The following is a 12,391-nucleotide window of genomic DNA, read 5'->3' as shown; positions in this document are numbered from 1 at the left end:
TGCAAAAGTAAATTAATACGTAGATCTATATGAAGTTACAATCAAAAATTCAATTTTTTCAAGCTGTCCTTAAAAAACCCGAACTAATTAAAAAATTTGGGAAACCTGCAAATAAAGAATATAATAAATATTTTGAGCCGATAAGGGTGGGAACAAATGCATTATTAGGATATTTATGCAACTTAATAAAAGAAGTTAGGGATATAGGTAATAGTAATGATTTATATATAACATACGGATGTATCGGGGTATAAAAGGAAATATCAGGTTCATATGAAATTACAAGAGAAATTTAAGTTATTAGAGCCTACAGCTTTCGGTCCATGGCTTGCTGCATTTAAAAAACTTTTTTTGTCGGAAGAATTAGCTCAAGATATAGAACAAATTCAACCGGATGAGCTAAAAGAATATAATACAAAGATTAGTGAGCTTAAAGATGAAAGAACGAAACTTAATTATGAGCTAATACCTACAAATGAAATAAGCAAAGAAATTGCTCAATTAGAAAAAAAAGCAAAAAATGTTCCCTGTAAAGCATTACTTATTCTATCAAACAAGGTGATAGAGGTTAATGATAATGTAGTAGCTACCGGCGGGGATGTACGAAGAGTGGATAAATATAAAGCAAATATTAATTTATCATTTAATGAAATTTGTAATAAGCAAATGGAAGATTTTTATAAGCTTGTTACACAACTCCCAGAAAATTGTAACGAATGGAATAATTATCTTCTGAAATTAGAAAAGGATAAAGGTTATAACCCAGCTGAGGCTGTCAAAAAGGTAGTTGATATAAATAGATTGGTTAAAAAGTTTGAGCAATCTTCAAATAAAGAATATCATAATAATTTCAAATTAGTAGAAGAAGGAACAAATAAATTATTAGATTATATTGATCATTTACCTTAAGAAGTGCCACTTACCGGTCAAGAAGAATCGCATATTATAGCACATATGTAATATTTAAATAGGGCTGTAAATTATGTCAGATTTTATAACTGATACGAAATTATACGAAATAGCGATTGCTAATAAACAGCATGTAGAAGATAGACGTGACGAGATAAATAATTACTATATTTCTTTATTTGCGGCTCTTGTTGCATCTATGCCATTTATTGAAAAAATCACTACGAACGTTGCCGAGTGCAATACTAATTATATTACAAAACTTTCACTCATTATTTTAGCATTAATAGGTTTAATACTTGCTATTACATGGGCATCAAATTTAAAACATACTGTATCTTATTTAAAGAGCCTTGATAAAATAATAATAGATTTGGAGCAGAAATACAATAAGCCGTTTATAACAAATATTGTAAGGGATTTAGAGCGTAGTAAAACCCTGCAAAGAGTCACTAAACATCAGTTAGTTATACCTTACACTTTTATATCAATTTTTTCTTTAATTATCATATATTCAGTAATTCAAATAATTTAGGTTGAAATTAAAATATATTTTAAATTAGATGATATAAGAGTTATTTCACGAAAAGAGTTAGCAAAAGATGAAGAGCTAAGATTTTTATTTAAAGATAAACTAGAGAAGCTTGCTACCGAATTTCTATCAGAAGCTAAAAAAGACATAGAAGCACTGCATGAAATATTATGCGATGAAGATGCAAATAGTAAAAAAGAACATAGATTATACGTATATATGCTATCTGACCAAGCCAAAAAGCAAGATACCCAAAATCTTATTTATGTAAAATCTCCTTATAAATTTAGTAAAAATGAGCTTGAAACATTAGATATCTATGTCCATCTTGCCCAATTACTTAATACTAACGCAGAGTAGAGTAGGGGGGTTACCTACCATACAAACATTGATATTTAACGCAAAATATGCTAAAGTAATATTATAAAATTTAGCCAAAATAGCGATAATTAATATGTATAAAGTTAATCCAAGAGTAGATTTAGCATTTAAAAAAATTTTTGGAGTAGAATAGAATAAGGATTTATTGATATCGCTTATTAATTCTATAGTTAGTGAAAAAGATCAAGTAAAAGACGTAACGCTTCTTAATCCATATAATCCAAAGAATTTTTTAAATGATAAACTTTCTGTTTTAGATATTAAAGCCAAAGGTGAAAGCGGCAAAATGTTTAATATCGAAATACAGATAACGGATGAAGCTGATTATGATAAGCGAGCTTTGTACTATTGGGCAAAATTATATGCAGGGCAATTAAAAGAAGGTTCTAGATATTCAGAATTAAACAAGACTATAGGAATTCATATACTTAATTTTAACGGTATTATAAATATTGATAAATATCATAATATATTTCAGTTAAAAGAAGACGAGAGTGGTATTAAATATTTTAAAGATATGGAGCTGCATACGATAGAACTTAATAAGTTTGCAGATAAAGTTAAAGCGGAATTATCCGACATAGTAAAGAAAGTAAAGAATGCATTAGATATATGGGTTGCATTTCTAACACGTAATGACCTGTTAAATAAAGATAAACTTCCAAAAGAACTAAATAGTAAAGAGCTAAAGAAAGCATTAAATGTGCTTGAAGTAATAAATTTAAGCGATGAAGAAAGAGAAGATACGAGAATCGCTTGAATTGGCTTAGAATTGAAGCTAGTACCGTTAAAAGAGCCGAGGAAAGAGGAAGAGAAGAAAGAAATATAGAAATAGCAAAAAGAATGTTAATTAAAAAAAGATCCGTAGAAGAAATTCATGAAATTACTGAATTATCTATAGAGGAAATAGGGAAACTAAAAGCAGAAATAAAGGCTTAAGTTACTCTAATTATATGATTACTTTTCATCAATTCTTTTCTTAACTATGTTATAATTCTTCATTAGATAATTAAATTCTGCACCATAAATAAATATCATATTAATAATATAGAAAAATATTAGTGTAACTATTATACTACCAAGAGATCCATACATTAAATTTAGCTGGTTATAATAAACTATATAAGTTGAAAGTAAGTAACCGCTTATTACCCATAATATTACTGTTAATAAAGCTCCTGGAAATACATCTATAAAGTTTAGTTTTACATTAGGTAGTATATAATATAAAGAGGAGGCTCCTAGAAATAGTAAAACTAAGATTAAAACATATCTTATAAAATTTAAAATATTTTTATATTGTTCTATAGTTTCTAATAATACTGGAATTTTTGTGAAAACTATTGGAATAAATACTAAAAGAAACATAGTGAAAGTAATTAAAATACTAATTACAAGGAATTGTAAAATACTAAGTAATCGTCTTCTTATATAAGGGGGAGGGGACTTAATCTCATATACACGATTTAGAATGGTTCTTAAGCATTCTACAAAGGAAGAAGCGGTCCAAACACTACCTACAACAGCAAGATTCATTAAACTCTGCGGCGGTACACTTAATAATTCTTTTATTCTTTTTTCGATCGATTCCGTTGCTCGCTCTGGCATACTTTCTAAAAAAATTTGTATAAAATTTTGCCCAAGTTCTGAAGCCCCTAAAAAGCTTGTTAGAGCTAGTAAAAATACTAAGAATGGAAAAATAGATAAAAGTACCATGAATGACATATATCCGGAATGTTCGACTCCATCATGCTCTATTGTTTTAAATAATGCAACATAAAGACAATTAAATATTTTTTTCATTAAAATCAATTTCCAAAATTAGTTAAAATGTTACTTGTATAAAAAAAGATTAGAAACATTAAATAAGAATATTTTTTATTTCAATAATATTAAAGTTTATAATTAATTATTATTTACTAAATAATTACAAAAAACTTAAAAAATGTTATTTTTTAGTTGTATATGATATTGAAATGTGTTATTATTTCCACTAATAATTGTATAAGTTTAATATTATATAATTATTAATAACTATAGTATAGTAGTTATTGAAATAATTATAAATATATAAAATAACCAAGGAGAAGAGAATGGCTAGAAAAAATGATATAATACAAAAAATCGATAGTTTTATAGGAAAGAAAATCTATTCCTTAAGGCTAGCAAAAGGATTATCTCGTCAACAACTTGCAGAAGTAATTGACGTTACCCATCAGCAATTACAAAAATACGAAAGAGCGATTAATAGAATTTCCGTAGGAAGACTCGTATTAATTGCCGAAGCATTAGATAGAAACATTGATTATTTCTTTGAAGGATTAGAAGAGGCAAATAAGCCACAACCTGTGCATACTCAACATCAACGTATGTGTATTGAAGTTTCAAGAAATTTCATGAAAATTCAAAGTACAGATGAGCAACAAGCTGTTAATAATCTAGTAAAATGTTTAGCTGGAAAAGATAAATTAAAAACATAAGGATAAGAGTTTTCAATCTTATCCTTTTTCCATCTTTCAAACCTTGCAAAAATAATAGGCGTTGGTTCAAAAATTTATTATGGTTATTTTCCATAATATAGATTATAGAACAATCTTATTAATTCTTTTGATTTATTTCTTTCTAAATATTTTTCAATTTTTTCAGAAACATAATCAATATATCCCTATCTATTAGCTCATTGTCCCTAAGATCAAGGTTAGTTATAGAATTATGTAAATAAGTAATTTAGAAATTAGTTGGCTGGGACGGGAGGATTCGAACCTCCGGATGACGATACCAAAAACCGTTGCCTTACCACTTGGCGACGTCCCAATGTATGAATTTGCTGTGTTGATGTCATTCCCGCATAGGCAAGAATCCAGAAAAATAATAAAAAATACTAGTACTAGTATTTTTACTGGATCCCGTGGACAAGCCACGGGATGACACCGATGTTTGATTATAGACTTTATACCAATAAATAGTAGAAACGTCAATTACAATAATAGCTATAAAAATAATAATAATGTTTTATATAAGATATCAAGATTTGCTCCCGTAATGATATTTTTAGGAAATTTGGCTTTAGCTAGAGCAATATGCCCTTTAAGCACCTGCGTATAACGCTTTTTCTGCTCATCAGTAGCAGTACCTATTGTAATTGTTCTTGTTATATCAGTAGTAGCACCCTTATATTGACCGCCTGAATCGATAAGCAATATCCCCTGCTCTTCAATCTTCTTAGCGGTTTTAGCATCAGCTCTATAATGAATGATTGCACTATTTTCCCTAAAGCCACAAATAGCCGGAAAACTATCTGAAACATAGCCCTCCTGCTTTGCTCTATATTCGGTAAGTTTTAGACCGAGAGTATATTCGTTTAATATTTTGTCATAGCTCACAGTCGTAGACTGCGTGGCAATCTCCTCATATTTTCCTGAGATTGCTTCGTCAACTATGAAAATCTATAGATACAACTTTTTAGGAGTGATTATCACTTTAGCAAACATTAGAGGCGTATAAGCAACATCGCTAGCCCGCATATTTAATAGCCAGCATATAGAAGAGCTATCTAGCGGTATCTATTTTTCTGGATTCCGTAACCTGTCATACCTAAACTTGGTGTAATATAGATGTCATTACTTGTATGATAATTATATCCTAAAGACACGCACATTTTTACCTCTTATAACACTTTCTGCATAAGATATAGTACCATCTACAAACCAATTATAATTTGGTATATTATATGAACCATATAATGAGAACATATTAGTTCTGGCTTTGTCTACATTACCTGCATTTTGATTTTGCGGCTTTATGCTTGTATAAGCGTTAGTATACGCTAAACCAAGAAGTAGATTATCGTTTATTAAGGTATCAACACCTATAGTATTACTATGCCCTTTTGTTTTATAACCACTAAAATATTCTGCTGTCTTATTACTTGTTTTATCTTTACTGTGACTAATTGATGCCCTAGCCCATACGCCATGTTGCCATGTATCACCAACAACATCATCATCACCTGCTGCTACTACTAAAGGTCCATTACTTAACCTGCTATGTATCGCACTCATTGCAGAATTATGGGTATCTGTTAATGCATGTCTTAAAGCTGCACGTATAATTTCGCTATTTCGCTCTTTTGGACGATCAGTTAACTTAGAAAAAGCTTCTTTTACTTGCTGCTCCTCAATTAATTCATCAAGACTATTTCCAAATTTTTCTGCATCACTACCTGGTAATGCTTTTCTTAATTGCTCGACAAATTTTTTATCTTTAGACGAATTAAAAACTTCCTCTTTATCTTTATCTTCATCTTCAAAATACTCTCTATTTTCTTGAGTGTAGTATTCTCTATCTTCTTGAATAACATCTTCTCTATTTCCTTTAGTAACGATACCTGCATGTTTGTTACGAAGCATTTGAGCATCTGTTATATTAGAAAGTAATGCTCTTGCTGATTCTAATGTCAATTCATCACCGTTCATTTCTGCTAAAACTACAAGATCTTCAGCAGTAAACGCTCCACAAGAAGTGCCATCACTTTGTTGATGTACTTGTAAATCACGTATTGGTATATCACCCAATTCAACTTTCATTAGTCCTATTATTTTTTCAAGTAATGTTTTAGGATCAGGATTATATCGATTACCTGCAGGATCGTTGTAATATAATGTAGCAGCCCCTGATTTATCTTTACGTATTATTGCCGCAGTCCAATGTCCAACAACATTACCTTTCTCATCTTTACTATTGCCATAAAAATTAGGTATTAAAACTTTTATATCTTGCACTGGAATACCTTGATTGGCAATCTTTTCAATATTGTCAATACAAGACTGAGCCATAAAATCTTTTGTAGGATCATCTTCAAGCTCCGAAATTGGCGGTACGATGTGTATACTTGGATTGTTGCCCACACGATTCTCTAACACTTTAAGAATATCATCCTCTTCATATAAATGGCTAAGATCAACTACCTTTGTAGGTAAAGCAGAAAATGACATGCTACTAGTTAGTAACATTAAAGCAAGAGTACAGCGATTTAGTTTATTAAACATATTAATCTCTCTAATAATTGATTTATTTTTAGTTATGCGTACTATACACTTTGTATTTGTGAACCTAGTTTGAAGGACGAAAACCTTGATTACTCTCTGGCTTTTTCATTTGATAAACTGCAAGAAATAGTAGACTGTAGGTACTGGCTCCCCGGGCCGGACTCGAACCAGCGACCGAACGGTTAACAGCCGTTTGCTCTACCACTGAGCTACCGAGGAACATTAGAAGCATCTGGAAAATTCAGATAATTCCTTATAACAAATCTTTTTGTTAACGTCTAGCCTTTTCTTTCAATAAAATAAAAAAAGTTATAAAAATACGGCTAGACATGTTTTAATTTAACCTAACTATGGCTTTGCTTTTACTTTTGCATAATTTTTTTAGCTTTAGAAGCATCTTTCTGATGAGCAGTTTTTGATTTTGAATCTTGCTTAGTTGTCTCTATCGCTTTTAGCTTTGTTGGTTTTAAAATCTCTTCTTTTAAATGCTTAATTGCTTTTAGATCTTCTTCATTTAAATCTAATAAATTTGGTTTTTCTTTAGCTTTAGCTTTTTCTTTAGTTGGTGCTTTAACCTTTTTTATCTCAACTTCTTTTGAAAAATCTATTAAATCTTTTTCGTTATTAATTTCTTCATTTAAGCTTTTTATAGTTTTTATTAAGTGTTTTTTTGCACTAGGTCTAATCCCTAGAGTTTCTAGAATTCTGTTTAAAGTAGAACTAACTTTGTCTCGTAATTTAAGTTTCTTTCCTCCTATTTTTCCTTCTTCACTTTTAAGAATTTTTTCAAAGTAATTAGGATGTTCTTTCATTAACGATTTTAATTCTTGCTCTTTTATTTCAAAATAAGGGTAATCGTATTTTTTGGAAATTACATTAGTTAACTTTATTTCAAGACCATATTCTTTCAAAGACTCCTGTCTTTTTAGCATCACATCTAATAAGCTATCTTTAACCTGCTGCGGGGTTATTTTTTCAGATTTATTAAATCGTCCTGGCATAGCCTGCTTAGCAAAACCTGCTATTGCTTCGTCGCTATAATATTTAGTTAATTCATCAAAACTTTCATTAATAGTTTTAGTTAAATTGATTTTGGAAGCCGCAATTAAACTATCACCAAGTTCAGGACTTCTTCTTAATTTAGACGGAAATTCTCTAAAGTGATTAGTAGGACCAAAGCCAGGTAAATGCCTCATTCTTGAATGAGAATAAATTTGATTTGTTAATTTATCAAAACTACCAGCAAAATCAATTCTTACTAATTTAGGTAAAATTTTTGGATTTTTCTCATCTCTAATAACCCCTATATTTCCGACATGTATATCAAAATCACCAATCAACAAACTTGTCGGCATGATATTTTCAAAATTTTGATATTTAACTTCTTTAAAAGCATTTTCTAAAGTTCTAAATAATTTATTCCGGGCTCCCATAAAAAGTGGTTTGCCCCCATCTTTTCTAAACCAAGAACTTGGTTTAGTTTCAGCAGACATATGTTTATCCATATCCACATACATATCACTACTGTAATTCTTAAAGAATTCAGATTTAACATATATTTGCGAATCACTATTTTTAGATTTGCTAAAACCATCTGGAGCAATTAAACTAACTTCAGCACCATTACCAGGGCTTATTGCTGCAAAAAATTTAGACCCTAAAAATTCAGCTATATTTTTTGATGATGAAGCTTCTTGTTTTATCATTGCAGTAATGTTACTATCCGCACTTTGATATACTCCACCGTACTCCCCTGCTTCATTAGCACCACCACTTTTAGGCTTTAAAAATTTCCAATCTTTAAAAGCTGATTTTTTATCTAAACTTAATTCAGGCTCTAAAGACTCAATTACATTTTTTAATACTGGTTTCTTGCTTGTAGCCATTTTTACCTCTCTAAAAATAATTTATTTCTTAAATATACCGCAGATACTTCAAAAGTTGGTAAGTCAAGTAAGCGGTGAGTCTGCGGAACGTAGATAAACTACGTGAGCAAAGACGAATCCCACAATTTGGCTTATACGAAGATCAACTTCAAAAAGAGTAATCGGTTCATAAGACGAGGAGCGGCAGCAGTTACTTAATACGTGGCTACCTGCGTACTTATAGAACATTGTCACCAATTTTTGAAGTTCTATCTGAGTATTTACCGAATCTTGAAGTATCAAAGGTATAGTTCAGCTGCTTCAAGAGCTGCATAAGTAAATATGCCGCTTGCCCCTGCTCTTTTAAAACTAATTAATGATTCTAATAAACCTTTTTCGAAATCTATAGCTCCGGCATTTGCTGCAAATTTTAACATGGCATATTCTGCAGTAATTTGATAAGCAAAGATTTTAGTATTAAAGTTATTAGCTGCTTCACGAATAACATCTAAAAACATCATACCGGGCTTAACCATGACCATATCAGCTCCCTCTGCTATATCATGTTCAATCTCAAGCATTGCTTCTTTAATATTTCGTATGTCCAATTGATAACTTGCCTTATCTAAATAAATTTTCTTAGTACTACCGACTGCATCACGATATAAACCGTAAAAACTTGAAGCATATTTTGCAGCATAAGCAAGTATCCCTACATTAACAAAACTTTCTTCATCAAGATATTCTCTTATAGCCATAATCCTACCGTCCATCATATCAGAAGGAGCAACAATATCAACACCAGCTTTTGCAAGAGTTAAAGCTTGGTTACATAACGCTTTTACCGATCTATCATTATCCACTTCGCCGTTATGTATTACGCCATCATGCCCGTGCGTAGTATAAGGATCAAGTGCAACATCACATATTATTCCAATATCAATACCAGCATTTTTAATACTTCTTATAGTACGGCACATTAAATTATCTAGATTATAAGCTTCGTCACCATTCTCGTTTTTTAAACTTTGATCAATACACGGAAATAGTGCTATAGCTTTGATACCAAGATCAGCTGCTTTTCTTGCCGTTTCTATCACCTGATCTATAGACAAGCGATATATATCTGGCAAAGTTTTAATTTCTTGCCGCTGATTATGCCCTTCTACAACAAATAAAGGTAATACCAAATCTTCTACTCTAAGAGTAGTTTCAGCAACTAAATCACGAAGCCAAGCAGCTTTTCTATTTCTTCTAAGTCTAATAAGTGGGTACATGGTATATCTCATCATTAAAATTAACTAATAGTATCTAAATAGTAAACATATTCAACAAAAAAATATATTTTATTGAGGTTTATTATGCATAAAGATACAAAACTACTAGATGAAATTAAGAATATTAAATCCAAATTAAAATCTGGAAAGCCTGCCGTTGCTCCAAAACCCACCCCAAAACAGATAAAAGCTTGGGAAGAAACTCATAAATCACATCTAAATTCAGATACTAAAAATTCTTCTATACCAGTTCCACCTCCTATGCCTGATTATGTATTATTACAAACGTCTAAAACCCCTTCTGTTTCTACGCTACCAAATATAAAATTTAATACTATTAACCAAGCAAAGTTTTTAAAAGCTATAGAGGATTATGATCTTGATAAAATTAAAGAATTAATTAGTTCGAATACTATAAAAATAGATAGTTTCGGCAAACGTGGAAAGCTTGGTAAAACTCCTTTACAATATGCTATTATAAATGATAAACCAGAGTTAGCAAAATTGCTAATTGATGCTGGAGCAAATATAAATGTTAAAACTCAAAATGGGAGAAACTTATTTGAATTAGCTATGTATAATTCAGCAAGCGATCAAACATTTGAGTTGCTGCTAAAAACAAATATAAATATTAATTCTATGGATTTACGTGCTTTATCACGTTTACATAATAAATTATTTTCAATCTTATTGAAACCCGAAAATGATATTAATACTACTATAGGAAAATTTAATAGAACATTATTACATCAGGCTGCTGAACGAAATAACATTAAAAAAGCACAAATATTAATTAACCACAATATTAATGTTGAAGCTCAAGATATAACTGGTGAAACTGCATTACATATGCTAAAAACATCAAAAATGGCAAAAATTTTATTAAAAGCCGGTTCAAATACAGAAGCTCAAAATAAACTAGGACGCACTCCTTTACATAATGCAATTCTTCAAGCTAATAAACGTCAAGTCAATATTAAAAATATCCATAATATAGTACTAAAATTGATAAAAAGTGGAGCTAATCCTAATGCTGTCGATTACTATGGTTTTACTCCTCTTGAATATGCTATTCGTATTAACGATTCTAAAATATTTAAATTGCTAATAAAAAATAATGCTAAATTTAAAAAAAATAGATATGAGCTATTCTGTCAAGCTTTAGAAAGCGGTAACCTTACTGCAACAAAATATTTATTTAAAAAAGAATTTTTAAATAATATAAATGATAAAAATGGACAAAATTATTTATATTATATTGCTACTGGAGGGAATAAAGAAGTACTAGAATATTTAGTAAAGAAAAATCATGATAATGGTAAAAAGATATTAACTCAATTTGTTGATAAACAACGCAATACCCCAATACATACAGCAGCTCAAAATGGTCAATTTGAAATAATAAAAAATTTTCAAAAGCTTGGTTTTGATATCAATGCTAGAAATGCAGATGGTGAAACAGTTTTACATATTTTAGCAAGAGCACAAAATGGGGAAATGATCAAAGAACTAATAAAGTTAGGAGCTGATATAAATATTAAGAATAAGATTGGTAAGACTGCATTAGATAAGGTAGAAGAAGATTTTAAGGGCATTAGCAAAAAAATAAGCAATAAACAGCTACAAGAATTGTTTGAAGAGTCAAATATAATAGCAAGAACCGGACGTATTGAAGACGAGACTAAATACTTATATCAATATCGTCAAGACGGATATTATAAAAATATTGAACGTGAAGGTAATAGAGGAAGAAGTGCCACCCTTCTCGTACCCGATGTAAATATATCTCTATTTTTTACAGGTATAGGTTTGTTATATAATGCAAATGATTCTACCATTAGGCATTTTATGCCGCATGATTTTTGGACCGATAATGCACGTAGAACAGAAGATTTTTTTAATATGAGGCTTGATAATAAAAAATTTGTTCAAACCCACTCAAAAGAAAAATTTCTAAAAACATATAAAAATTTTTTAAAAGATAATCCTCAAAAAGATTATAACGAAATAATAGCTAATTTATATCCTAAAGGACTTATCGGTATAGCTTTACAAAATGATGATCTTGAGCATAAATTATATGCTTTGGAAGCAAAATATTATGTTTCTGAAAAATATAATATGGATTTACCTATGACTATAGTAAAAAATAAGAAATTAATACCTTGGAATCCTACTATATCAGAAATTAAAGAATTATTAGCAAAAACAAATGTTGAGAACCATCCTAAATATGGTTTTACTTATAAAGGCGAAGAATTAATTTCCTTAAATAAAAATGAAGTAACATATAATGAAGTAAAAAAATTTTTTGATGATATAGATAGTAATAATACAGAAAATTATTTAATTTAGTTAATAATCGTTTACAAAATGATA

13 protein-coding genes, 2 tRNA genes and 1 pseudogene are annotated in these 12,391 nt (G+C 29.9%); 8 read left to right on the top strand and 8 right to left on the bottom strand.

The window, feature by feature from the left end:
• Positions 1 to 29 precede the first annotated feature (29 nt).
• The 3 genes from AAHF54_RS03765 to AAHF54_RS03755 all read left to right on the top strand — a co-directional run bounded on the left by AAHF54_RS03765 (position 30) and on the right by AAHF54_RS03755 (position 1,444).
• Positions 30 to 254, top strand: a complete 225-nt coding sequence (locus AAHF54_RS03765; protein ID WP_341794278.1) for a hypothetical protein — start codon at positions 30 to 32, stop codon at positions 252 to 254.
• A 19-nt stretch (positions 255 to 273) separates the two neighbouring features.
• The gene (locus AAHF54_RS03760; RefSeq protein WP_341787988.1) at positions 274 to 909 is read left to right on the top strand and encodes a hypothetical protein; all 636 of its coding nucleotides are present in this window, start codon (positions 274 to 276) and stop codon (positions 907 to 909) included.
• A gap of 73 nt (positions 910 to 982) precedes the next feature.
• Positions 983 to 1,444: a hypothetical protein gene (locus AAHF54_RS03755; protein WP_342169789.1), complete on the top strand. Its 462-nt coding sequence runs from the start codon at positions 983 to 985 to the stop codon at positions 1,442 to 1,444.
• On the opposite strand, the gene AAHF54_RS03750 is transcribed toward AAHF54_RS03755, so the two are convergent.
• On the bottom strand, positions 1,441 to 1,590 hold the full coding sequence (locus tag AAHF54_RS03750; RefSeq protein WP_342169787.1) for a hypothetical protein: 150 nt from the start codon (positions 1,588 to 1,590) through the stop codon (positions 1,441 to 1,443). The genes AAHF54_RS03755 and AAHF54_RS03750 overlap by 4 nt on opposite strands.
• A 70-nt stretch (positions 1,591 to 1,660) precedes the next feature.
• Here AAHF54_RS03750 and AAHF54_RS03745 point away from each other — a divergent pair, with 70 nt between their 5' ends.
• The 3 genes from AAHF54_RS03745 to AAHF54_RS03735 all read left to right on the top strand — a co-directional run bounded on the left by AAHF54_RS03745 (position 1,661) and on the right by AAHF54_RS03735 (position 2,761).
• A complete protein-coding gene (locus tag AAHF54_RS03745) occupies positions 1,661 to 1,801 on the top strand; it encodes a hypothetical protein (protein ID WP_341787986.1) in 141 nt (46 codons plus the stop codon).
• Between the two features lie 166 nt (positions 1,802 to 1,967).
• Complete coding sequence (locus tag AAHF54_RS03740; RefSeq protein ID WP_341787985.1) at positions 1,968 to 2,582, top strand: Rpn family recombination-promoting nuclease/putative transposase; 615 nt, start codon at positions 1,968 to 1,970, stop codon at positions 2,580 to 2,582.
• Complete coding sequence (locus tag AAHF54_RS03735; RefSeq protein ID WP_341787984.1) at positions 2,579 to 2,761, top strand: hypothetical protein; 183 nt, start codon at positions 2,579 to 2,581, stop codon at positions 2,759 to 2,761. Before AAHF54_RS03740 ends, AAHF54_RS03735 begins: the two co-directional genes overlap by 4 nt.
• 18 nt (positions 2,762 to 2,779) lie before the next feature.
• Here the strand turns inward: AAHF54_RS03735 and AAHF54_RS03730 are convergent, their stop codons facing one another.
• Positions 2,780 to 3,625, bottom strand: coding sequence for a YihY/virulence factor BrkB family protein (locus tag AAHF54_RS03730; protein WP_068042189.1), 846 nt, complete (start codon positions 3,623 to 3,625; stop codon positions 2,780 to 2,782).
• A 290-nt stretch (positions 3,626 to 3,915) separates the two neighbouring features.
• Between AAHF54_RS03730 and AAHF54_RS03725 the strand changes: the two genes are divergently transcribed.
• Entirely contained in the window at positions 3,916 to 4,302 is a 387-nt protein-coding gene (locus AAHF54_RS03725) for a helix-turn-helix transcriptional regulator (protein ID WP_342169783.1), read from the top strand.
• A gap of 259 nt (positions 4,303 to 4,561) precedes the next feature.
• On the opposite strand, the gene AAHF54_RS03720 is transcribed toward AAHF54_RS03725, so the two are convergent.
• From AAHF54_RS03720 to hemB, 6 genes and pseudogenes are all read right to left on the bottom strand, one after another.
• Positions 4,562 to 4,636, bottom strand: a tRNA-Gln gene (locus tag AAHF54_RS03720).
• Between the two features lie 188 nt (positions 4,637 to 4,824).
• Positions 4,825 to 5,379: pseudogene (locus AAHF54_RS03715) on the bottom strand (M24 family metallopeptidase); the annotation flags it as partial.
• A 78-nt stretch (positions 5,380 to 5,457) separates the two neighbouring features.
• Positions 5,458 to 6,870 (bottom strand): autotransporter outer membrane beta-barrel domain-containing protein, encoded by a 1,413-nt coding sequence (locus AAHF54_RS03710; RefSeq protein WP_342169782.1) that lies wholly within the window; start codon positions 6,868 to 6,870, stop codon positions 5,458 to 5,460.
• Between the two features lie 144 nt (positions 6,871 to 7,014).
• A tRNA-Asn gene (locus AAHF54_RS03705) sits at positions 7,015 to 7,089 on the bottom strand.
• Between the two features lie 143 nt (positions 7,090 to 7,232).
• On the bottom strand, positions 7,233 to 8,756 hold the full coding sequence (locus tag AAHF54_RS03700; RefSeq protein ID WP_342169780.1) for a hypothetical protein: 1,524 nt from the start codon (positions 8,754 to 8,756) through the stop codon (positions 7,233 to 7,235).
• Between the two features lie 278 nt (positions 8,757 to 9,034).
• Positions 9,035 to 10,012 carry a porphobilinogen synthase gene (hemB, locus tag AAHF54_RS03695; RefSeq protein ID WP_341787979.1) on the bottom strand — a complete coding sequence of 326 codons (978 nt, stop codon included), beginning with the start codon at positions 10,010 to 10,012 and terminating at the stop codon, positions 9,035 to 9,037.
• Between the two features lie 84 nt (positions 10,013 to 10,096).
• Between hemB and AAHF54_RS03690 the strand changes: the two genes are divergently transcribed.
• Entirely contained in the window at positions 10,097 to 12,367 is a 2,271-nt protein-coding gene (locus tag AAHF54_RS03690) for an ankyrin repeat domain-containing protein (RefSeq protein WP_342170230.1), read from the top strand.
• Positions 12,368 to 12,391 lie beyond the last annotated feature (24 nt).

Origin of the sequence: Rickettsia endosymbiont of Seladonia tumulorum, from assembly GCF_964030815.1 — a bacterium.
Lineage (GTDB): Bacteria > Pseudomonadota > Alphaproteobacteria > Rickettsiales > Rickettsiaceae > Rickettsia.
Note: the sequence above shows the minus strand (reverse complement) of the source record. Positions and strands in the feature narration are given on the sequence as shown.